Source organism: Acaryochloris sp. CCMEE 5410 (genome assembly GCF_000238775.2).
Taxonomy (GTDB): domain Bacteria; phylum Cyanobacteriota; class Cyanobacteriia; order Thermosynechococcales; family Thermosynechococcaceae; genus Acaryochloris.
Genome location: NZ_AFEJ02000001.1, coordinates 720129 through 743241, shown reverse-complemented (window position 1 = coordinate 743241; position 23113 = coordinate 720129). Strand labels below are relative to the sequence as shown.

Sequence of the window (23113 nt, the reverse complement as noted above, 5' to 3'; positions counted from 1 at the left end):
GTAGAAAAGCTGATTTAGCCCCCAGTGTATTCTTATTTGTGTCGATGCTGGCCAGGAGATGAAGTTGATCTCCTGGCCAGCTAAACTAACCCTTTCAAATATCTTTGTCGTTCAGATTGGGGAAATTTCTCAATGGCATACCGTAACATTGTCCGGGGCATCTCCTGGTAATGGGCTTTGAGAAAGGCTTTCTCCGTTTCTAAATCCCGTTTGCCAATTTCCCGCAGCATCCAGCCTACGGCTTTATGGATGAGATCTTCTTTGTCGTGTAGTAGTAGTTTGGCAATCGCTAATGCATCCTCGAAATCATGGTTGCGAATCCATTGAAAGGTCGCCATCATCGCAATCCGTCGCTCCCATAGGCTTTGAGATTGGGCAAGGGGGTAGATGGGTTGACGATCTTTCCTTTCTAGAAACGCTCCCACGATTTGATAGGCAGAACTGTCCACCAAATCCCAGTTGTTGATGAACTGGGTATGGCGGAGATAGAGATCGTATAGATGGGCTTGTTCTTTTTCAGAGCCTGTCTGAAATTGCTTCACCCAGATGAGAAGAGCAAACAAGCGCTCTTCATGAAAAGGGGATTGCAGAAGACGAATCAATTCATCATTGGGAAGTTTTTGATATCGAGTGACCTGCTGCCGAAGCACAGGCACCCGGATTCCTAAGAACTGATCACCCTCGCCATATTCACCTGCCCCAGTTTTAAAGAATCGCTGAGAATGCTCGGCAATCTCTGGATTGGCTAGGGATAGGAGCTGTTCATGAACAGCTTCCGCAGTCAGGTTATTTGCCACCGTAATAAAAAGCGATTTCCTTATCTTTTAAGGGAGCGAAGTCGGCATCCAAGAGCATTTGATTGAGTTCGGCTTGAGCAATATGCTTGGCTCCAATGCGGACAATCCGCGATCGCATCGTATTCGATACGCCACTGCGCTGCCGATTAGACTCTAGGCCCATCACCTGTTTGTAGAGATTGAGTTTGGCAGCGGGGATAGGAGAGCCATCGAGATCGAGACCATTTGAGATAGCAGCATCAACAGCCTCTGCACCCGTTGTGTTGGAAGGATTTGCCATGTCAAGGTTTGCTCAGTTCACCTTGGGATTGTATCAGTGAATTAGTAATAGGCGATAGGGCAAAAGGAAGACTGAATGTTAAGAATGGGAGAGTAAGTTGAGACGTTCGAGGGCATCAATGATTCAGATCAAATCTGTAACCTTTGACAAACTCAGCGAGGATCTGGGTCAAAGGGGCATACTGGGCAGGGACTTGAGTGAGAAGCTGCTCGATTTTTAAGGTGTCTAGGGATTGGGATGCTTTGAGAAGCTGAATTTGCCATGCTGTTGATAGGTGTTTAAGATCCTGCAAGATCATGGTACTGTCAGACGCCTCAGCTGAGGAGGGTAAAAGATTTTGAGATGGTGTGGCTTGGATGAACTCAACTTGTAAGTGCTCGGCCATTAGACCTTATCGGAAATAGCATAGACACCTTGCAGAAGCGCTTTTTACTTTCACGTTTGTGATTAGGCAGTTCCAAATTGCCCGGTAATTTTCCCGCGCCGGTGAGTCAACCGGAAATTATGAAGCCCACAAGCCGTTTCCATCACATCATCAACATAATGGTCAACCCAATTTCTAAATTTCTGAACCACTATCTGACAGCGTTTAATCCCCCCAATTTGATGCTCCACCTCAACTCGGACCTTTGAAATTTGTCGATTTTCCTCTTTCTGTGGATCTGTCAATTCTGCTTTTTGAGGTTTCTTCTTCGGTTGCTTGATGCTCACCCCACCTGGGGCAAATCCTTGGAACCCAGTATCTTGCCAAAGCTTACTCCCTTCTGGGAACCGATACCCTTCTTCATCAGCAATCTTCTTATCATGCTTTTTGCCTTCATAGGTATCACTCAAAAACAATACCTTGCCTCCTCGTTCGCTGATGATATTGTTTTTGACCGTGTGGGCTTTTTTCTTGCCACTGTAATAGGTCTTGCGGTCCTTCTTATCCTTCGGTCGATTGATGGGACGTTCTGTTCCATCAATCATGAATTCTAAGCTTGGGCAGCCGTCAAGCACTGCTTCTAGGTTCGCTGGTTCCCACTCTGGCAGTTGCTTCTCATAACCTAAGGCTTGATTGAGCACACCACTGAGTCGATGGATCCATTCATTCGCTTGAGCTTGACTCATCCCAAATAGGGCTTGCTTCGAAAGTCTAAGGTTGAATATTTGCAGTGTATCCAAGTGTTGAGCGCCCTTGAGAAGTGCAAGGAAAATCGTTCAAAATACTCAAAACCTTTGCACATGCACCCCAATGTATCGTCGTCCATCCCCCGGTCAACTGTCCTTTAAGAACTTCTACTTGCCCTTCGGAGGCAAACTATCAGAAGAGAATCGCTGGGTCAAACTCGCCGAGCTGATTCCTTGGGAGAGCTTTGAGTCAGAGTATGCAGAGCAATTCAGTCAGACCATGGGGCACCTGCCAAACCCTTTCGTGTGGCCTTAGGGACCTTAATCATCAAAGAGAAACTGGGTGTATCCGATGCAGAGACCGTAGAACAGATTCGAGAGAACCCCTACTTGCAGTACTTTCTGGGGTTTAGTGAATATCGAGAGAGTGCTCCGTTTGATGCCTCCATGCTGGTTCACTTTCGCCAACGGTTGAATCTAGAGCTACTGACTCAAGTCAACGACGCAGTCGTGGAATCAGTGCTCGCATCTGAGGGTTCTCCTGTTGTGATGTCCCCTGAGTCATCTCCTTCTCCTGAAGATGACGAAGATGAGCCTCCTGCCCTCCCAACCAGGGCCAATTGTTGATAGACGCGACCTGTGCGCCAGCCGATATTCGCTATCCGACAGACTTAGATCTGCTCAATGATGCCCGCAAAGCGAGTGAAGCCATCCTTGATGCTTTATATGCTCAAGTCATGCTGTCTCTCAAGGGCAAACCTCGCACCTACCGCCAAAGGCCCGCAAAGCTTATCTGGCCATTGCCAAGAAACGTCAACCGAGTCGCAAGCTGATTCGTAAAGGGATTCGTCAGCAGTTGGGCTATGTGCGTCGGAATCTAGCCCACATTGATGGATTGATAGCTTTAGGAGCGTCTCTGTCCCGACTGTCCCGGCGACAGTACCGTCTGTTGCTGGTGATTCATGAAGTCTTTCGACAGCAAGAGTGGATGTATCAACAGCACGTGCGTCGAGTAGATGACCGTATTGTCAGCCTCACTCAGCCTCATGTCCGACCGATGGTCCGAGGCAAAGCTGGAGTACCTGTTGAGTTTGGGGCCAAGCTATCCCTCAGTTGTGTCAACGGATGTGTGTTTCTGGAACGTTTAAGCTGGGATGCGTTCAATGAATCCCAGCATCTTCAATATCAAGTGGAAGCTTTTCATCGTCGCTTTGGCCATTATCCTCTCTCAGTCCATGCCGACCAAATCTATCGAACCCGAGCTAATCGACGATGGTGTAAAGCTCGAGGTATCCGATTGAGTGGACCACCGTTAGGAAGACCTCAACAAGACCCCCAGGTGCAGGGCCAACTCAAGCAACAAGCACGGGAGGACGAAAAGGTGAGAGTCCAAATTGAGGGCAAGTTTGGGCAGGCCAAGCGAAGATTGGCTTGAATCGAGTGATGGCGAAGTTAGCGGATACGGCTGCTAGTGCGATTGCTATCACGTTCTTGGTGATGAATCTAGAGCGGTGGCTCCGCCACCTTTTATCATTCATTTTGGGTGGGATTGCTGGTGTTGGAAAGCGTTATGGAGCTGCCAGGGCTGCCTTGGGGCTTTTCTAGGGCCAGTGAAGGAATATGGCCCTGGCCGTCACAACTGGGTTGATTGTACGATTTGATGCCAGGAATTAGCTCAATTTACTTTTTCAGCAAACCCCAAATAGATATCCTTGGACTTCTTGGGTCGGATATAGGCGGAAATAGACCAAGATGAATAGCAACTTATCCTCAAGGCTTCTCAAATGAGCGGTTCTGCCGCCACCGTAAGCTCGTTTGCGTCCTTCACGCTGAAACGTTGCTTGACCTTTACTCGAAAAAGTGGACAGTTCATTTAAGCTGCGAGTGTTTGATTTCGTGTCCTCCAGTAATTTTCTTCAAATTGGACAGGGGCGCAATATCCAAGGGTTGAATGAAGTCGTTGTCGGTTGTAGAAAACCTCAATCCATTCTGCAATAGCCGTCTTAGCCATCGCTCGATTAGGGAACGTTGTGGGATAAATTAACTCAGTTTTGAGGGTCCCCAAAAAGCTTTCAGCCACCGCATTATCCCAGCAATTGGCTCGACGACTCATACTACAAGTGATTCCCTTCTTGATTAAGGGACTTGCTAAGAAATAAAGTACCTGCGAATCTAAGAAACAAGTCAATACATGATTGACCGATTGTTTTGAGGATATCTGATGCTAGATGCCCCTATAAAAGAGACGTTTCGAGATGCCGCCAAGAAACTGACAGGCCCACACAAGCGAGCATTCATGGCAAAAGTGGCTGAAGACTACCTGGACGGCTCTGCCCGCAAAGCTGAGCGTCATTTAGGTTGGAGACGTACCAGTGTTCAACTGGGCCTTGATGAACGACGGACTGGCATTAGATGCGTTGACAACTATCAAGCCCGAGGTCGTCAGCTTAGCGAAACGAAACTACCCCATTTAGCAACTGACATTCGGATTTAGTTGATGGTGAAGCCCAAGCTGATCTGAAGTTCAAATCAACGTTGTACTACACCCGTATCAGTGCCAGGGCCGTGCGTGAGGCATTGATTGAGGAGAAAGGCTACAGCGATGAGGCATTACCAACCCGTCAAACCATCGGCAATCTATTGAATCGAATGGGTTATCGCTTAAAAACCCAAAAGTTAAACCCCTGAAAAAACTGCCGCAAACCGATGCGATTTTCGCAAATGTCGCTCAAGCCAATTATGCTGCCGATGCGGCCCCCAACCTATTGCGCATCTCGATTGATAGCAAAGCCAAAGTTAAAATTGGCAACCTCTCTCGTGGCGGCAAAGCTCGTACCCTAGACGCGACAAAAGCCAATGACCATGATGACCATTGGGACGCTATTTTGGTACCCTTCGGGATTCTCGATGTGCTCGCAGGGCAACTGTCAATTTACTTTGGTCAGTCTGCTGAAACTACTGATTTTATTGTTGATTGTTTAGAGGCTTGGTGGCGCGAACATCACGATAACTATCCTCAGATAGAGGGATTAGAAATTAACCTTGATGGCGGCTCTGCAGTGCGCAGTAACCGCACACAATTTATCAAGCGTATGGTTGAGTTTGTCCAAATGACACGATTATCGGTTCATCTGATTTACTATCCGCCCTATCACAGCAAATACAATCCGATTGAGCGATGTTGGGCAGCCTTGGAACAATATTGGAATGGCACTATCCTCAACTCCATTGATACGGCTGTCCAGTGGGCATCGAATATGACCTGGAATGGATTGAAGCCTTTGGTTCATTTGATTGAGGGCACCTATGAAAAGAACATTACTGTGCCCTCAGATGAGCTAGTGCTCGACCACACTGAATTAGATAGGTAAGCTAGAAACAATCTAGCTGTTTTTAGCCAACCAATCATGCCTGATAAATATATTGTGACGCTAACGCCTGAAGAACGCAGTGAGCTGATGCAACTCACCCGACGTGGAACCTTGTCAGCGCGAAAAATGAAACGAGCCCAGATTTTGATGTTGGGTTACTGCCCAGGCTTAAATCATTGTGTTGAGAATGAAGGTATAACTCTATCTGAGACTATGTTTTAAGCACACCAGCAGTCAATCCGTACTCATTCGTTGAACAAGAAAGTCTCTGACCAGAAAATTAGTGAATCTGATATTCGAGCAATCTACCATCAAGGAGAGGATGCAGTTGTTGAGCTGGTCACCCTTCTTATTAAACGGATAGAGCGACTAGAAGAGCATCTTGGCAAAGATAGTCGGAACAGTAGTAAACCACCCTCAAGCGATGGCTTTGGGAAGCGGACCAAAAGTCTACGGGGTAAGAGTAAGCGTAAAAGTGGGGGTCAAAAGGCCATCCCGGTAGTACCTTGGAATGGCGTGAAACCGTCGATGCCGTAGTGTTACATCCAGTCACTCAATGTCAAGGCTGTGGTGCCTCGTTAACAGAGGTCGCCGTCCTTGAGTATGAACTGCGCCAGGTTCATGAGCTGCCCTCCTTGTCATTACAGGTCATCGAGCATCAAGCAGAAGTCAAATATTGTGAGCACTGTCAAACCTTGAACCGGGGTAAATTCCCCAGCGATGTCACCAATGTGGTTCAGTATGGCAGTAATCTCAAAGGCTTGATGGTGTATTTGATGGAGGCTCAACTGTTGCCGTTTGAGCGCACCCGTGAACTGCTTAAAGACCTCTTGGGTTGTCAGGTTTCTGAAGGAACCCTGTGCAACACCCGTACAACCTGTGCCCAGCAATTAGAACCGATTGAAGCCCAGATCAAAGACGCTATTGAGCAAGCAGCTGTGGGACATTTTGACGAGACGGGGTTGCGAGTCAACAGCAAGTTGTGGTGGCTGCATGTCGCTTGTACGAGTGGATTAACCTACTACTTTGTCCATGCCAAACGCGGCACAGCAGCGATGGACGAAATGGATATTCTGCCAAACTTTACGGGCACGAGTATTCATGATGGTTGGAAGAGCTATGCCCGCTATGGTTGTACGCATAGCTTATGCAATGCCCATCATTTGCGCGAACTCCGATTTATTGTTGAACGCTACAAACAACCTTGGGCTGAGGAGATGATCTCACTGCTGCTAGATATCAAAGCTGAGGTAGAGCGGGCAAAAGCTGAACACTTAAGCGTTCTCGATGCGAGACAAGTCGAGGCGTTTGAGCAGCGGTATCGCCAAGTGTTAGCCGATGGATTCAAGCATAATCCAATGCCAACCGTCGATGAAAATGCACCCAAGAAACGAGGCAAGCAGAAGCAGAGTACACCCAAAACTTGCTCGACCGACTTCGAAAGCACCAAGCTGCTGTCTTGGCGTTTAGGTATGATTTTCAGGTGCCTTTTGATAACAATCAGGCTGAGCGCGATATCCGCATGATGAAGTTGAAGCAGAAGATATCGGGATGTTTTCGCTCCTTGGCAGGTGCCCAGCAGTTCTGCCGCATTCGCGGTTATATTTCAACTTTGAGAAAGCAAGATATCCCTGTACTGGATGCACTCAAAAGTATTTTTGCTGACAATCCTGTTAGACCAGTGCTTCAGCCTGGGCAGTAACGATGTTGGCAGATAAGGGACACAAAGACGACACCATTACTCAAATGCTCAATGCAGGCATCTCTACCGTGCATCGTACTCGCCAGAAATTTGTGGAAGGTGGTGTGGAGTTCGCCCTCAATGAGCGGCCCAGACCAGGGGGGCAAAAGAAGCTCGATAGCAAAGCAGAGGCCTTGCTCATTGCGACAGCTTGTAGCGACCCACCTACCGGTTGTTGCCGGTGGACCATGCAGCTATTGGCAGAACGGCTAGTTGAACTCAACGTCGTCGAAAGCCTATCGGATGAAACGGTGCGACGCACGCTCGAAAAAAACAGCTTAAGCCGTGGCTAAAGAGCAGTGGTGTTTTTCTACTGTAGGCGCAGACTTTGTTTGGCGGATGGAGAACGTTCTAGATTTGTATGCCCAACCCTACCATCCTGAGGAGCCTGTTGTTTGTTTTGATGAACGGCCTTGCCAACTGATTGGCGAAACCCGGGTGCCCCGTCCACCAAAGCCCGGTCGTCCCCAACGCTACGACCATGAATATGAGCGCAAGGGCACTTGTTATTAGACGACAATCGAGCTGACGGATTAATGACGATGTCGTGTCGGCTATAGCTATGAAGAAACCAGCCATCCCCTGAGAGGGATAAAACAAAATCTCAATTCTCTAGAAACGATGTGTGAGATCGCGTTTCTAGAATTTAATCTCAAGAAAAAAGACACTTTTAACATCCCCATTCGATAGAGGGCTGTACAAGTGCCTAACAAACAATTGATTCCTATCATACTCGTGTTTATATGAACGGAAGAGACCTCGGCTTGAAACAAGCTGATGCAGCTTACATTGCCGAAATATCCCCCCGAACCGGCCAACGAATTGAGGCCGGTACCCATCAACCTAATCGCGGCCGCATGCAGGACCAACGCACCGTCCCTGACCCCTTGGCGGATGTGTGGGAAGACGAGCTAGAGCCAATGCTGCGTCGAGATCCGCGCCTCAAACCCATGACCCTGTACGAGTATCTGCAGGATAAATATCCAGGCCAGTATCCCCAAGTCCTGCGGACCCTGCAACGTCGGGTAAGAACGTGGAAAGCCTTGCATGGTCCGAGCCCTGAAGTGATGTTTGAACTACGTCATGAACCAGGGGTACAAGGGTTCTCCGATTTTACAGAACTCAAGGGCATCACGATTACCATTGCCGGTAAACCGTTTGAGCATCTGATATACCATTACCGTCTGGGATATAGCGGCTGGCGATATGCCCAGATTATCCAAGGAGGCGAAAGCTTTGTCGCCCTTTCAGAAGGATTACAAAATGCCTTTGAAGCCTGTGGAGGTGTTCCTAAACAGCATCGTACCGATAGTTTGAGTGCAGCCTATCGCAACATGGGCGGCCGTCGGTCCAAAATCTCACGCGTTTGTACGACGAACTGTGTGACCACTATCGGCTAGAACCCACTCGTAACAACAAAGGTATAGCCCATGAAAACGGTTCAATCGAGTCTCCCCATGGTCATTTGAAGAACCGAATTAAGCAGGCGATCTATCTGCGCGGCAGTGCAGATTTTACGAGCGTTGCTGAATATCAAGCCTTGATTGATGCACAGGTCGCCAAGTTAAATCAGCAGTGCCAAACCAAGTATGAGCAGGAAAAAGAGCATCTGCAACCCTTACCTAAATATCGAACCCCTGACTATGAAGTGCTCACGGCCAAAGTCAGCAAACGCAGCACCATTGATGTCCGCTGCATTCTATACACCGTTCCTTCTCGGCTAATTGGCCGTCAATTGGAACTGCATCTATACCACGACCGGATTGTCGGCTATCTGGAACGACACCCGGTTGTGGAACTGCCAAGAAAACGCGTCAGTGGCAAAGGCAAACGTCGAGACCGTTGCATCAACTATCGCCATGTGATTGGTTCAATGCGATTGAAGCCTCGTGCTTTTATCTATTGCACCTGGCAATCAGACCTACTTCCCAATCCTGAATACCGCCAAATTTGGAAACAGCTCAAAGCTCAATTTGACCTGGAGCAGGCTGCCAAAATCATCGTTGAAGGTCTCTATATTGCTGCAGTTCAAGATAAAGAGCAGGCCGTAGCAGCATACTTACAGCAGCAACTCCAGGCGTCCAGTCTCACCCTCAATCGCCTGAAAAAGCAGTTTGAGCCTCCTCAGATGAAGCAGGTTCCTGACCTCAGCATTGAACAACATTCCCTCGACCTTTATGACAAACTCCTCCCCTCCTACTCAGTCCCCGCTAAGCCCCTACCAACACCTGAGCCTCTATTTAAAAAAGCTCAGGCTCTCCCACATGCTGACCCATTGGGAATCTATCGAATCCCAAGCTATGCAGGAAAGCTGGTCCTATGCGGAATTCTTACTGGCCTTGTGCGAAACGGAAACTCAACGAAGAGAACAAGCTCGTCTAAAGCGAGCTCTCACCGAAGCCAGACTCCCAAACGCAAAAAGTTTTACCAACTTTGACTTTAGCCATTGCCCCCAGCTCAATCCAGCTCCCTTAATGCAATTAGCCGCAGATCCAGGGTGGTTGGAGCGGGCCGAGAACTGCCTCCTTCTGGGGCCTTCGGGCGTTGGAAAAACACATTTGGCTACTGGGGTCTCCCAAAAGATGCTGGAGTTTGGTAAACGGGTGAAGTTCTTTGCAGCCAATGCATTGGTCCAACAATTGCAACAGGCTAAGCTCCAACTGCAGCTGCATCCGGTGCTCAAAAAACTGGACCGCTATGATCTATTGGTCTTGGATGACTTGGGCTATTGCAAAAAGTCGGAAGCGGAAACATCCGTTCTGTTTGAATTAATTGCGCATCGCTATGAACGTAAGAGTTTGTTGATTACAGCCAACCAACCCTTTAGCCAGTGGGACGACATCTTTACTGATTCGATGATGGCGGTGGCTGCCATTGATCGCTTAATTCATCACGGTTTGATTATCGAAATTCAAGCCGATAGTTATCGACGTAAATCAGCGACTCAGAGGACTACTCAAACTCAGTCTCAACCTCAAAAATCTCAGTCCAAATAATCGAGCGATCACAGGTTGTCATTTCGATCACGGGTTGTCGTTTTGATCTGAAAGTGTCGTGTTAGGTCTGAAAAAGAGCTAGCGCAAAGGAGGTGTGCGCCAAATAATACGGTTCAATTTTAGGGGCTGATCCGACTTTTGGTTGTCGCGACATCGCCTATGGGGTTGACATCCAATAACTTGTAATATATTTGGCTTTTTTCAACCGCTTAAAAGTTGGCGACATTTGAAGGTGACTGAGCATCGAAAAAGTGAGGACTTTGGGGTGTGCATGCAGTATCTAGTAGATGGTCTGTTTCCTGATGCTCAACAAGTGCACGTTGTCTTAGACAATCTCAACACCCATACTCCCGCTGCACTCTACAAAACCTTCAAACCTGATGAAGCTTTGAGGATTCTCAGTCGCATCCAGTTTCACTACACTCCAAAACATGGCAGTTGGCTCAATATGGTTGAGTTTGAGTTTTCGGCTCTTTCTAGGCAGTGCTTAAATCGACGAATTCCTGATATTGAAAAACTCCGGCATGAGGTCACCGCATGGGAACAAAGGCGTAACCGAGATAAAACGACGGTTAATTGGTTATTTACAGTGGATGATGCACGAACTAAACTCAGCCGACTCTATCCCCAAACTACCCTGTCATAATCACTGTGGTGAAGCACTAGAAGCCTACAAACAACAATGGCTATGTTCTGAAGCGTTACCCAAATGGGATATCAAGATTGTGCCCAATTGATGGGTACCTTATTTATTTGTAGATCCCTAAAGCCTGTTGATAGTCCCCACTGGCATATTGACTGCCTCGGTCAGAATGAAAGATTAATCCAGTCTGTGCTGGTATCCGTTGTCCTAAGGCAGCCTTTAGGGCATTGAGAACTAATTGTGTCCGCATATGCTCAGCCATGGACCAACCTACGACTCGTCGAGAGAACAAGTCAATAATGACGGCCAAATATAACCATCCTTCATGGGTCGAGATATAGGTGATATCTGCAACCCAAGCTTGGTCAGGTTTCTCGCTCGTAAACGTCCTGTCTAGGATATTCGGGGCCATCGGCCCATCATGCTCAGAATGAGTAGTGACTTTGAATGGACGCTTCGCTTGAGCACAAATCCCTAGCTTTGCCATGAGTCGGACCACCCGTTGGCGACTGACTGGAAATCCTTTTTCAACCAACGATGCATGAATTCGGGGTGAGCCGTAAGTTTGACGACTCTCATCATGAATCTGTTGAATCTGCTCTGACAAGATTTCATTCTCCTGGTGTCTAGGGGAGGGCTTTCGCTTTACCCAGGCATAGTAGCCACTTCTCGATAACTTGAGGACTTTACACATCAAGACAATGGGGAAGTTCACCTTCTCTGCTTTGATTAACTCATAGGGGTTGAGCTTTCCTGAGCAAAGAAGGTTGCTGCTTTTTTTAGGAAATCTCGTTCCATCTGAACGCGTTTGAGGTCTCGACGCAATTGGTTGAGTTCTTGACGCTCAGCAGATGTCAAGGGGCCACCGGGGATAGGGTGTTGGTCAATTTGGGCTTGTTTGATCCATTTGCGTAAGGCACTCGGGGTTAAGTCCAGTTCTCTCGCCATTTGATTAACAGATTTACCAGACTGTTGAACAATTTTGACGGCCTCAGCCTTCTGTTCTGTAGTAAAGGTTCGACGGGGTCTTTGTGTCATGTAAACATTCTCCTAGGTTATCGACTCTTCGGGAATGTCCACTTTTTCGAGTAAAGGTCAGAATAGAGATGCTAGGCGGGGCGAACAGATAAACACCATTGCCAATCTCTCTAACCTGACCCATAAGGGAGTGGGTACTACCTGCTAGAAAGTCAGTAATCCGTTGAGCAGATTCATAGGGTAAATTGCCTAAGCTGACGAGCAATAGCTGTCCCTTTTTTAAGGCTTGTGCATCGATCGCCGCTTCAGCAAAGGTATTTGGATAAGACAAAACTATTTCACAAGCAAGGTCATGAATGGGTATCAGATTATTCATGGTTCAATAACAACACTCATTAGAGACATTCTCCATTTTTTTATGGGATCTTTGCGCCTATATACCCATGAGAACTGTCCAAAATCAAATAAAAATATTCTTCGTTTTTGAAGCTTAGAGATATGAAGGAAAAGATTGGAAGTCTTTGAAATAAGCTGATTGAGAATGCAGTATCTTTGAAAACCTTAAAGACAAATTCCTCCGCTAAAACACCATTGCCTATCCCTACTAGGGCCGATCTCAAAATAAAGAGCCTTCAATGAGCTAAGCATTCTCAATAATTTTTAGGCATTAAAAATCAACGAAATTAGCATCAGTAAATTAGATGGTTGCCAATGCATATTTTCGGCTATTCAGTTCCAGAAAGTCGAGCCAAAGCTTTGACAACTGATTGGCTTCATTCTGTCGACTTGATGGGATGATCAGCATACGCCTAGGCCGACCTCTTCCGGGAAAATTCTTCCAATAAGAAGTAACAATACCTTCATGGGTAAGAAAATTCAATGAGTTATATAGAACCGTATCGGATAAACGGTAGGGTGGATACTCGGTTTCTACATATTGCATGAGAGCAGAGCCATAGGATTCACCATTTTTAATTAAAATTGTGAGAATACAGCAAACAGCAACTTCTCTATTTAAATAAATGGGGGGTGGGCTTTGGAAGTAACTAAAGATATCCTGGAAATTCAATATAATCAACCTTTGATAATTGAGCAAAAATGTTCAAGACTATTTACCAGTTCAACTGACTTTATGGGAAGTAAGCTTAAATAATTTATACGAAATACATACTAATTAAGCACAAAGTTACTTAGCTATTCAAGAGAATAATTTATTCTGTCCAATAGGTTAGTTTTTCCCATTTCAGCTCCTGATCATCCTCTAAAAACAACTTTGAATCTCCAGCAAAATCTTGATGTGGTAAACCAAGCTCGTACATGGAATTCTTGGTATTCACATAAATACGACCATTTTTCGAAAAATAACCCTGGATCGGTGAGGTTTTTAGCCTTTTACATGATGGATGATTTGGGTGATTGTGAATTTGACCAAAGATGATTACCTTTTTATCAACGTCAACACAAAGCCAAGATTCTATGATAGAAGAGCATAGCGAAGACAATGAAATCTTGCTTATTTTAGATTGATAATTCTGTAAATAGTATTCTATGATATCGTCTGCTATCACTTTCAATCTCTCAAAAACTAATCAGTATTTATGTTGGCAATATGGTGAGTTGTTTTATATACTCTATGTTCTTCATGGAAGGCAGTATCACCTACTAAATTAACCAGGAAAAGTAATCGAAATGAAAAGGCTGCTCATAAAATAGTCCAACCTTGATTTGGGATTGATTCAATATAGATTATTTCAGTGAGAGTCCCAATAAGGTAGATGAATTTATGATATTGAGCCAAGTGATTTTATTTACTTAGTGAATTGCAAGATTGCTCCTCGTTACTAGCTTGTACCTGAATATTAAAAAAGTCTGTGTGATATTGTTACTATTTTTCTTATGAGAAGCTATCTAATTGTGTGCTTGATGTTGAGGATTTCATGGTTATAGTCATTACTTTTGATTTTAAGAGATACTATTCACACCAATCGGTTCTGTACATTAGGATTGGTGTGACGACTTCTTTGATGGATATAGACCTGTGAATCACATCTAATGACAGTTGATGAAGCACTAGAAATTATTGATGTTGCGCTTGCACCCCAACGTCTTAATGCTCTCCAGGAGTTAATCTTTAAGCAATGCTGGAAGGGACTTACGTATCAAGATATTGCGGCGTTAGCTGGATATGACAATGACTATATTCGGCGAGTCGGATCGCAGCTTTGGCTTGAATTAACGGATTTATTTTTAGAAAAAGTCACAAAAAGTAACTTTCGTTCCGTCCTCAGGCAACAAAGCCATAATTCTGACACCCAGAATACCCCTGATACAGAATATTGCCAGAAATCTCATCCTATACCTGATTTCCCCAGCGGTTCAGTTCCCTTGGAATCACCTTTTTACATCAAGAGGAACCTAGCCGAGAAACGGTCCTATGAAACGGTTGTCCGACCTGGATCCCTCATTCGGATAAAAGCACCAAAAAAGTGGGGAAAAACCTCTTTACTGCTCAGGATATTAGTTTATGCCGAGTCACAAAATTTTAATACAGTTAGATTAAATTTTAATCAGGCAGATCAATCTATTCTCATGAGTTTAGACAAGCTGTTGAGGTGGATATGTTTGAACTTGACTAATCAACTCCAAATACAATCGAAAGTTGATGAATTTTGGGATAGAGACCTAGGCAGCAAAGTAAGTTGCACGAATTATTTTAGAAGATACATCCTAAACCAACTGAGTGATCCCCTCGTGATTGCATTGGATGATTTAGATCGATTGTTTGAGTATTCTCAAACAGCTCAAGACTTTCTGCCCATGCTGAGGTATTGGCATGAAGAAGCGAATAATTTTGAGGTATGGAAAAAACTCCGACTCATTGTTGCCCATAGTACGGAAGCCTATATCCCCCTCAATCTCAATCAGTCCCCTTTTAATGTAGGCCTTCCCATTCAGTTACAAGCGTTAACTGTCGATCAGGTCCAAGAATTAGCAGATAGATATGGTTGTACTTGGACAAAAGGTAAATCTGGTCGAACAAAAATATCCTGCCTATGTGACTTATGTGGAGGTCACCCCTATTTATTGAACCTGGCTTTTTATCACCTTTTTCATAAAGATCTCTCTCTTCAGGAGCTTATTGATGATGCCCCGATACCGACTGGACTCTTTAGCAGCCATCTAAGTAACCAGTTGTTTACGCTTCAACAGCATCCTGAATTAGCTCGTCACTTTAAAGAGATTGTGTCTGTGGAACAGCCCATATCAATACCATATGTTTCAGCTTATAAGCTCGAAAGCCTGGGCTTGATTCGATTTGAAAAAGATCAAGTGGTACCAATGTGCGAGTTATATAGACGATATTTTCGCAATTGCACAAGTCAATTTTAGGAAATTTGGTTTAGGTTTATGCTATCCAACAACCACAAGAACTATGAGTACCAAGTCGGGGGTAGCCTCAGCATTGATTCTCCAAGTTATGTTGAACGTGAAGCCGATTCTTTATTATTTGACGCCCTTGTGAGAGGTGATTTCTGCTACGTTTTTAATTCACGTCAAATGGGTAAATCTAGTTTACGAGTTCGTGTTAGACACAGACTTCGAGAAGCTGGTTATAATTCGGTATCGATCGATATCACGAGCATTGGCAGCGAAAGGACTTCACCTGAACAGTGGTATAAAGGAGTTGCCAATGAAATATTTTACGGATTCAATTTACAGGAAACACTTCACTTCAATCATTGGTGGAAACAACAATATGGGTTGACTCCTGTTCAAAAGCTGAGTCTTTTTATTGAAAATGTACTGTTGACCCATATTGCAGGTGAGAAGATCTTCATCTTCATCGATGAAATTGATAGTATCCTCAGTCTCGATTTCCCCATGGATGATTTTTTTGCACTCATCCGGTCATGTTATAACCAACGAGCAGATAATCCTCAATATAATCGCCTGGCCTTTGCCCTGTTTGGGGTTTCCACACCCTCAGACTTAATCCAAGATCGAAATCGCACCCCCTTTAACACTGGCCAAGCCATTGAATTAAATGGGTTCCATTTAGAAGAATGCCATTCTCTTGTACAAGGAATGGTAGATAAGTACGATCACCCCGATAGATTTTTGGAAGAAATTTTATCTTGGACAAATGGACAGCCTTTCTTAACTCAAAAGCTCTGTCAAATTGTTGTCCAGCATGTTGAAGTTGAAGAAAAATGCAACTGTCCACCTGCTCTTTTATCTGACTCTCAATATTCTATTAAGGATTTTATTGAGCATATTGTTCAGTCCCATATCATTCAAAATTGGAAATCTCAAGATAACCCCGAACATCTTCGTACTATTCATACTCGACTGCTAAGAAACGAACATAAAGCCACCCGACTATTAGGAATGTATCAGCATATTCTCCAGGATGGAGTTTTAGCTGAAACGAATAGCGATACTCAAGTGGAATTATTACTTTCAGGCTTAGTTGTTAAGCGAAATGGTTTATTGAAAGTTTCAAACCGCATTTACAAGTTCGTTTTTGATCAGATGTGGGTTCAAGACCAACTGGAAGAATTAAGGCCGTACTCTGAGGCATTGACTGCTTGGATGAATTCTGGTGCTCAGGATGAATCTCGGTTGCTTCGAGGTCAGGCATTAGCTGATGCTCAAGCTTGGTCTTTAGGAAGAAGTTTAACCAATCAAGACTATCAATTCCTTGCCGCGAGCCAAGCCTTAGATAAGCAACTTGTTGAAGAACGTTTAGCCTTAGAAAGCGCTAAGAACATAGAGCAAAAACGACGAGAAGACGCCTTGCGTTTAATTATGGAAGGTACCGCTGCCAAAATTGGAGATGAATTCTTCTACTCCTGTGTGCGCTGCCTTGCTGAAATTTTAGATGTTGAGTACGCTCTCATTGCTGTCTTGGATGATAAAAACCACACCCATGCCATGACTTTGGCTTACAGTGGTGATGATGAGTTGGGCAATTGCTGGGAGTATGAGATTGCTGGAACTCCCTGTGAGCAGGTTATTCAAAGGCTTGAAATCTGCCATTATCCTCACTCTCTCCAAACCCTATTCCCTAACGATCCCTATTTAATCCCTTTAAATGCTCATAGCTATCTCGGCATACCTATCTTAGATAGCCAGGGAGACTATTTAGGCCATTTGGCTGTGATGGATACAAAGCCGTCTAAAGAAAATATTTCAGATGAGATTGTTATTCTAAAAATTTTTGCTGCTCGTGCGGGAGCAGAACTAACGAGGAAGAAAACTGAGGCAGCGTTAGCAAAGCATTTAGAGCAAGTATTGCTCTTGGAGCATATTACTCAGAAAATCCGACAGAGTCTTGACACAACACAGATATTGCAAACCACGGCAAATCAAATTGGCAAAGTCTTCCAAGCCAATCGCTGTTTAATTTATACTTACTTACCCAATCCAACTGCTCAACTACCATGGGCTGCGGAATACTGTGAAACAGGTTTCACTTCTTCGCTGGATTGGAGTCGTTCCATCATTGATATCCCTTTTGTACGAGAGAGTTTAGCGAACGATAAAGCCATTTCTCTTCCAGATGTACATACAAATTCTCTGATGGAACCTCTGCCAGATGGGGTTAATATTACTGGCTTGAAGTCAATGATTGCCATTCGAACGTCCTGTCACGGCGAACCCAATGGATTGATCCTGATCCAACAATGTGATCGATTTAGGCATTGGACTCAAGAAGAAATTGAATTGTCTGAATCTGTAGCATTGAGAGTAGGAATTGCTCTTGCACAAGCTAAGCTCATTGAAAAAGGAAAGGAGCAAATGCTCCAATTGGATCGACAGAATCATCAACTCCATCAGGAAATCTCTGAACGTAAATGGATTCAAGACTTCGTGGATGGACAGAATAAGGTATTAAACTTGATTGCCAAGGGAGCAGCTCTTTTGGAAACCTTAAATCTTCTGGCTAAGATGATTGAGGATCTTTCAGATCAATCTTTATGTTCTATTCTCTTGTTAGATAATTTTACTGGCAAGCTACATCATGGGGCTGCTCCAAGCCTACCTGAAGCTTACAATCAAGCCATTGATGGTTTAAAAATTGGACCCATGGTTGGTTCCTGTGGGACGGCTGCCTATTCAAAACAAACCGTTACAATCACGGATATTGCTACTGATCCTCGTTGTCAATCAGTCAAGGATGTAGTTTTACAGTATGGACTCAGAGCATGTTGGTCTACTCCAATCATCATCAATGATGAAGTTGTAGCCACCTTTGCTATGTATTATCGAGAACCTAGAGCACCTGGTTCGAGAGATATTGATTTAGTTGCTAAAGCCACCGATCTAGTCAAAGTTGCGATAGAGCGCCACAGAGCACTAGAGAATTTAGCTTGTATATAGAGAAACCTTGCGGTTATTTCTTTGGAGGTATTCCGAGGTATTGAGATTCGCTACAATCCCCTCAACTGATAAGATAAATTTCTAAATTTTGGTATGAAATCTGGTTTGTTTAGGTGCACTTTGCCTCTGTGAATTCTGACAATATTTGTTCGAGTCCTTTAAGACGAATGGGTTTGGCAATGTAGTCATCCATGCCTGCAGCTAAATAGGACTCGCGATCGCCTTGCATTGTATTGGCTGTCATGGCCACAATGTGAGGCCGAGTCGTTTTATCCCACTGTTCACAAATGCTCTGGGCCGTGGTGATGCCGTCCATCTCCGGCATTTGTACATCCATTAGCACCACGTCATAGGATTGCTCTTGCAGGGCAGTGAGTACCTCCAAGCCATTGGTGACTAAATCCGCCTGGTAACCTAAGCGGTCTAACAGTTTAAGAATGACCTTTTGGTTAATAACATTATCTTCTGCTACCAAAATTCTGACGGAGGAGGGCGCTGGTTTGGGAGGGGGTTGGGATATGGAAGGCTGGGTAAGATCAGATTGGTGGGTGGAGAGCGCCTTAAGAAGGGTTTGGTAGAGCCTAAATTGCTTAACCGGTTTGCTGAGGGAGGCGGATAGCAGGGGCTGATATTGCCAGACGGCAGCACTTTCCCCGATGGCACATAAGCCAATAATTGGAAGCGGGGCTTGGATATGATTTTGGGTTAGTTCAGATAGGAGTCGGGACCAGGTCATGGTGGGGAGTTGCAGATCTGCGATCGCAACATCAAAACGTTCCTTCTTGACCCATGCCAACGCCTCCAAGCCAGAAGAAGCCAGGGTAGGAACTAAACCCCATGCCTGGACTTGTTGGCAAAGAATCTGCCCCGTACTGGCGTTGTCCTCGACGATTAAAACCCGCTTGTTTTGAAATTGGGACTCCGTGGCTCGGTGATCCTCCAGGCCGGGTAAGGCAGAAGCGGCAATGGTAAAGAAAAATCTTGAGCCTATTCCCACCTGACTTTCCACCCAAATGGTTCCACCCATCAGCTCGCAGAGTTGCTTGCTAATGGCCAATCCTAAGCCCGTTCCACCATACTCCCGGGTAATGGAAGAGTCCAGTTGGCAAAAGGACTGAAACAACTTCTGCTGATGTTCTGGCGCAATACCAATACCGGTATCTTTGACTTCAAAGAGGAGTTCATGGAGGAATAAAGGAACTTCCGGGGTCATTTCAGCAGTGGCAACATCTCGGGCAGAGATGGTCACAATCACTTCGCCATCAGCCGTGAACTTCACCGCATTCCCCAGCAAGTTAACGAGGATTTGCCGGAGACGATTGGCATCTCCCTGGATATGATTGGGGGTTCCAGGTTCAATCAAATATGCCAGTTCCAGCCCTTTGGCCGTCGCTTTGGAATTAACGATATCTAAGGCTTCTTCAATACAAGTGGAAAGAGGGAAAGGGTGAAGCTCTAGTTCTAGTTTCCCCGACTCGATCTTGGAGAAATCGAGAATGTCATTAATGATATTGAGGAGTGACTCACCGCTGGTTCGAATCGTTTCCACAAAATCTTGCTGATGGGGATCGAGGTGAGTATCTTTCAGTAGATCCGTCATGCCAATGACAGCATTCATGGGCGTGCGGATTTCATGACTAATCATGGCTAGAAACTCACTTTTAGCTAGGTTCGCCGCTTGGGCTGCTTGGCTACTTTCTTGTAGCGCTTGGTTTTTGGTTTGGAGGGCAGTCTGCAATTGCAGGGTTTTCTGGAGCTGAAGATACAGGGCGGCTTCGGCTTGTTTGCGTTGGGTAACATCCTGCATTTCAGCAATGAAATAGGAGGGGTTGCCTTGGGAATTGCGGATGAGGGCGACGCTTAAAAGGACGGACAGAGTGTGGCCTAAACGATGGAGGAACCGTTTTTCAATTTGGTAGCTAGACGTTTGGCCGATTAGTAGCTGGCGGACTTGATGCCGATCAATGTCTTGATCCTCCGGGTGAGTGAGGTCTTCAATGCGTAACTTCAGCAATTCAGCTGGGTCATAGCCGAGGAGTTGGCTGAGGGCTGGATTGACTTGAAGCCATGACCCATCCAGGGCAATTAATGCCTTGGCGATGGCCGCATTATTAAACGATGTCCGAAATCGCTCCTCGATCTGGATGGTTTGCTGTTTGAGGAGAGCTTCCCGTTTCTTTTGTAGATCCTTTTTGATGGTGATATCTCGGCAAATTCCCCACACCTGCCGTTCGCCTGTTCGGGCATCTGTGGTTGGAGTATAAATCGTGTCGTAATAGTAGCGCTGCTGATTAAACACAAGTTCTTGTTCAGCAAACACTCGTTCCCCAGATTCTAAGGCCGATATCAGAAACGGATCGATCAGTTCTGCCTGAGGTCCAAAGAGTTGCTGATTGGTTTGTCCCAGGATTTGTTCATAGGGTCGCTGCAACCGCTGTGCCCCGATGCGGTTGATGGTGATAATTCGCAGATCCTGGTCGTAGGCCACAAAAATATCAACCGTTTGGTCGATAAAGGCCGCGAAGGGATTGGCCAAGGACAAAGGGGACGCAATGTCGAATGGATCAGCGGGCTGGTGGGACATGGGCATAACCGTTGATTCCCTCAACTGATCAAACAAAGAGGGATAAGGCTGACGTAATTATGGCATGCTCCTTCAAAGACCTGCATTGACCTTGTTACAGTGTTCACTGATGGATAAGGACGTTCCTCTCTATGTGCCGTTTGTTGGGCTATTTAGGTGAACCGGTTTCGTTAGATACCTTTCTCATTGCCCCCCGCCATTCCCTCGTGGCCCAGAGCTACCAGCCCAAAGAAATGACGGCGGGTTTAATTAATGCCGATGGATTTGGTATGGGCTGGTATAAGCCAGCCTCCCAACACCCCCCCTATCGGTATCGCAATAGTTTACCCATTTGGAATGATCCCAATTTTGAGGAACTCTGTCGCTATATTTTGTCCGGGAGTTTTCTCGCCTATATTCGCAGCGCCACCCTGGGACAAAGCCTGCAGCTCAGTAATTGCCAGCCCTTCGGCGATCGCCAATTGCTGGGGATTCACAATGGCTTTATTGATCAGTTCCGTCAAACCCTCTATCGACCGATGCGAGAATGCCTCAGTGACGAACGCTACCAAAGTATTGAAGGAACGACGGACTCAGAACATATTCTGGCTTTAATTTATGAAACCCTGGCCCAAAATCCGACCCAGACCCTGGCCCAGGCTTTGACCCAATCCTTGCACCAGATCCAAGCTTGGGCAAAATCCTATGAGGTGCGGGTGAGCCTGAATATTGTGCTCAGTGATGGTGAATCTATGACCGTGTCTCGCTATGCCTATCCCGATCCGCCTCCATCTTTGTACTGGTTAGAGGTGACCCACCCAGTGAAAGGAGTGCTGGTGGCATCGGAGCCTTTGGATGCCGATGTAGAGATGCGATCGCAGTTTGGGGAGCGTTGGCAATCCATTCCAGCCAATCGCTTATTAACCATCAATCCCAGGGGAGAAATCGCCACCCATGCCCTCTAAGAAACTATTTTCTGGAACCGAACCACTGCAATTAGCGATTAAGGAAACCCTGACCCAATCCCGCACCCGCACCCTTCAGCTTTTTGAAGGCATCAGCGAAGAGACGTTTCGCCTACAAGCCAATCCTGACTTTAGCCCGGTGGGGTGGCATTTGGGACATATTGGCTTTACGGAAGGACTGTGGCTTTTAGAACATGAAGCTGGATATGCCCCCCTGTTTCCTGAGTATCGGCGGTTATTTGCGGCGGATGGCTTACCGAAGGCTGAGCGCCAAAACCTGCCCTCCTTTGCGGAAATATGTGCCTATCTAGAGCAAATCCGGAGTCAAGTTTGGGACTATTTGCTAGAAGCCCCTCTAGACACTCGGGCTTGGCTATGGCATTGGTTAGTCCAGCACGAAAGCCAGCATTGCGAGACGATCACTTGGGTGCTCCAACTGCATCACCGACAATTACAGCCCGTTTCGTTTGTACCCAAGAATAAGCCATGGCCTGCTGCCAGTACCTCTGAAGAGAAGCCCACCCTGCCAGATCAAGACATGGTTCCCATTGAAGGGGGACCGTTTCTCTTAGGCAATGACGGTGTGGAAGCCCTCGATAACGAAAGAAAAGCCCATTGGGTTCAGGTGGATGCATTTTGGATCGATCGATTTCCCGTGACCCAAGGCCAGTATCAACAGTTCATCGAAGCGGGGGGATATCGTCAGTCCCAATTTTGGTCGGATGAGGGATGGCAATGGTTACAAGAGAATCCCGTTAACCATCCCACCCATTGGATTGCCGAGGGGGGAGCCGATCATCCCGTCTGTGGGGTGAGCTGGTATGAAGCAGATGCCTATGCTCGGTTTGTGGGCAAACGCCTGCCAACTGAGGCGGAATGGGAGAAGGCAGCCTGTTGGCAGCCTAACCCCCAGGATCTACCCACCAAGCGAATCTATCCTTGGGGCAACCAGACCCCGGAAAACCACCACTGTAATCATGGGGGCTTGCATTGGGGGACGACCCCCGTCCATCAGTATGCAAAAGGGCAAAGTGCCTATGGTTGTTTTGATTTACTAGGCAATGTTTGGGAATGGACGAATACTTGGTTTCATCCCTTTCCTGATTTTGACCCCTATCCCTATAAAGGCTATTCCATGGCTTATTTTGATCACCAGCATCGCATCTTAAAAGGGGGGAGTTGGGCTACCCAGGCCCCTGTCCTTCGGGGGGCCTTCCGTAATTGGTATGAGCCTCGGATTCGAATTCATTTTGCAGGGTTTCGCTGTGCCTATGGGTGATTGTGC

Annotated in this window: 18 protein-coding genes and 8 pseudogenes; 14 read left to right on the top strand and 12 right to left on the bottom strand. The window is 46.0% G+C overall.

What is annotated here, in order from left to right:
- Positions 1-80: 80 nt before the first annotated feature.
- From ON05_RS03245 to ON05_RS03230, 4 genes are all read right to left on the bottom strand, one after another.
- Complete coding sequence (locus ON05_RS03245) at positions 81-797, bottom strand: DNA alkylation repair protein (protein ID WP_010470711.1); 717 nt, start codon at positions 795-797, stop codon at positions 81-83.
- The gene (locus tag ON05_RS03240; protein ID WP_010470713.1) at positions 787-1077 is read right to left on the bottom strand and encodes a DUF4090 family protein; all 291 of its coding nucleotides are present in this window, start codon (positions 1075-1077) and stop codon (positions 787-789) included. Before ON05_RS03240 ends, ON05_RS03245 begins: the two co-directional genes overlap by 11 nt.
- Positions 1078-1192: 115 nt before the next feature.
- Positions 1193-1462 (bottom strand): hypothetical protein, encoded by a 270-nt coding sequence (locus ON05_RS03235; RefSeq protein ID WP_010470716.1) that lies wholly within the window; start codon positions 1460-1462, stop codon positions 1193-1195.
- 62 nt (positions 1463-1524) lie between these two features.
- Positions 1525-2187 (bottom strand): transposase family protein, encoded by a 663-nt coding sequence (locus ON05_RS03230; RefSeq protein ID WP_262561129.1) that lies wholly within the window; start codon positions 2185-2187, stop codon positions 1525-1527.
- Between the two features lie 124 nt (positions 2188-2311).
- Here ON05_RS03230 and ON05_RS03225 point away from each other — a divergent pair.
- Positions 2312-3835 (top strand): annotated as a pseudogene (locus tag ON05_RS03225) (IS5 family transposase).
- 40 nt (positions 3836-3875) lie between these two features.
- Here ON05_RS03225 and ON05_RS03220 read toward each other — a convergent pair.
- Together ON05_RS03220 and ON05_RS03215 are read right to left on the bottom strand one after the other, a co-directional pair.
- Entirely contained in the window at positions 3876-3938 is a 63-nt protein-coding gene (locus tag ON05_RS03220) for a transposase family protein (protein ID WP_262562137.1), read from the bottom strand.
- Positions 3939-4060: 122 nt separating this feature from the next.
- Positions 4061-4327, bottom strand: a pseudogene (locus tag ON05_RS03215) (transposase); the annotation flags it as partial.
- Between the two features lie 81 nt (positions 4328-4408).
- Here ON05_RS03215 and ON05_RS03210 point away from each other — a divergent pair.
- The 9 genes and pseudogenes from ON05_RS03210 to ON05_RS03170 all read left to right on the top strand — a co-directional run.
- Positions 4409-4681: a hypothetical protein gene (locus tag ON05_RS03210; RefSeq protein ID WP_262561128.1), complete on the top strand. Its 273-nt coding sequence runs from the start codon at positions 4409-4411 to the stop codon at positions 4679-4681.
- 41 nt (positions 4682-4722) lie between these two features.
- Positions 4723-5558, top strand: a pseudogene (locus ON05_RS03200) (transposase).
- A gap of 36 nt (positions 5559-5594) precedes the next feature.
- Positions 5595-5711 (top strand): annotated as a pseudogene (locus ON05_RS03195) (IS630 family transposase); the annotation flags it as partial.
- A 126-nt stretch (positions 5712-5837) separates the two neighbouring features.
- Positions 5838-7260 (top strand): annotated as a pseudogene (gene tnpC, locus ON05_RS03190) (IS66 family transposase).
- Positions 7257-7806 (top strand): annotated as a pseudogene (locus tag ON05_RS03185) (IS630 family transposase); the annotation flags it as partial. The pseudogenes tnpC and ON05_RS03185, both read left to right, overlap by 4 nt.
- A 257-nt stretch (positions 7807-8063) precedes the next feature.
- The gene (locus ON05_RS38360; protein ID WP_396148587.1) at positions 8064-8699 is read left to right on the top strand and encodes a hypothetical protein; all 636 of its coding nucleotides are present in this window, start codon (positions 8064-8066) and stop codon (positions 8697-8699) included.
- A gap of 248 nt (positions 8700-8947) precedes the next feature.
- Positions 8948-9046, top strand: a pseudogene (locus tag ON05_RS38355) (hypothetical protein); the annotation flags it as partial.
- A gap of 430 nt (positions 9047-9476) precedes the next feature.
- Positions 9477-10295: an IS21-like element ISAcma26 family helper ATPase IstB gene (gene istB, locus ON05_RS03175; protein WP_085945281.1), complete on the top strand. Its 819-nt coding sequence runs from the start codon at positions 9477-9479 to the stop codon at positions 10293-10295.
- A 178-nt stretch (positions 10296-10473) separates the two neighbouring features.
- Positions 10474-10941: pseudogene (locus ON05_RS03170) on the top strand (IS630-like element ISAcma35 family transposase); the annotation flags it as partial.
- Between the two features lie 103 nt (positions 10942-11044).
- On the opposite strand, the gene ON05_RS03165 reads toward ON05_RS03170, so the two are convergent.
- The 5 genes from ON05_RS03165 to ON05_RS03145 all read right to left on the bottom strand — a co-directional run bounded on the left by ON05_RS03165 (position 11045) and on the right by ON05_RS03145 (position 13484).
- Complete coding sequence (locus ON05_RS03165; protein ID WP_262562135.1) at positions 11045-11668, bottom strand: IS3 family transposase; 624 nt, start codon at positions 11666-11668, stop codon at positions 11045-11047.
- Positions 11668-11976 (bottom strand): transposase, encoded by a 309-nt coding sequence (locus ON05_RS03160; protein WP_010477526.1) that lies wholly within the window; start codon positions 11974-11976, stop codon positions 11668-11670. The genes ON05_RS03165 and ON05_RS03160 overlap by 1 nt, the downstream gene beginning before the upstream one ends.
- Complete coding sequence (locus ON05_RS03155; RefSeq protein WP_050857520.1) at positions 11930-12292, bottom strand: cell division protein SepF; 363 nt, start codon at positions 12290-12292, stop codon at positions 11930-11932. Before ON05_RS03155 ends, ON05_RS03160 begins: the two co-directional genes overlap by 47 nt.
- A gap of 321 nt (positions 12293-12613) precedes the next feature.
- Entirely contained in the window at positions 12614-12985 is a 372-nt protein-coding gene (locus tag ON05_RS03150; RefSeq protein WP_010477524.1) for a PadR family transcriptional regulator, read from the bottom strand.
- 142 nt (positions 12986-13127) lie between these two features.
- A complete protein-coding gene (locus tag ON05_RS03145; protein ID WP_029315478.1) occupies positions 13128-13484 on the bottom strand; it encodes a hypothetical protein in 357 nt (118 codons plus the stop codon).
- Positions 13485-13968: 484 nt separating this feature from the next.
- On the opposite strand from ON05_RS03145, the gene ON05_RS03140 reads away from it, so the two are divergent.
- Both ON05_RS03140 and ON05_RS03135 read left to right on the top strand, forming a co-directional pair.
- Entirely contained in the window at positions 13969-15306 is a 1338-nt protein-coding gene (locus tag ON05_RS03140) for an AAA-like domain-containing protein (RefSeq protein ID WP_010477521.1), read from the top strand.
- An 18-nt stretch (positions 15307-15324) separates the two neighbouring features.
- A complete protein-coding gene (locus tag ON05_RS03135; protein ID WP_010477520.1) occupies positions 15325-18300 on the top strand; it encodes a GAF domain-containing protein in 2976 nt (991 codons plus the stop codon).
- A gap of 109 nt (positions 18301-18409) precedes the next feature.
- On the opposite strand, the gene ON05_RS03130 is transcribed toward ON05_RS03135, so the two are convergent.
- The gene (locus ON05_RS03130; RefSeq protein ID WP_010477518.1) at positions 18410-20890 is read right to left on the bottom strand and encodes a response regulator; all 2481 of its coding nucleotides are present in this window, start codon (positions 20888-20890) and stop codon (positions 18410-18412) included.
- Between the two features lie 125 nt (positions 20891-21015).
- On the opposite strand from ON05_RS03130, the gene egtC reads away from it, so the two are divergent.
- Both egtC and ON05_RS03120 read left to right on the top strand, forming a co-directional pair.
- Entirely contained in the window at positions 21016-21828 is an 813-nt protein-coding gene (egtC, locus tag ON05_RS03125; RefSeq protein ID WP_010477516.1) for an ergothioneine biosynthesis protein EgtC, read from the top strand.
- Positions 21818-23107 (top strand): SUMF1/EgtB/PvdO family nonheme iron enzyme, encoded by a 1290-nt coding sequence (locus ON05_RS03120; RefSeq protein ID WP_010477514.1) that lies wholly within the window; start codon positions 21818-21820, stop codon positions 23105-23107. Before egtC ends, ON05_RS03120 begins: the two co-directional genes overlap by 11 nt.
- Positions 23108-23113: the final 6 nt, after the last annotated feature.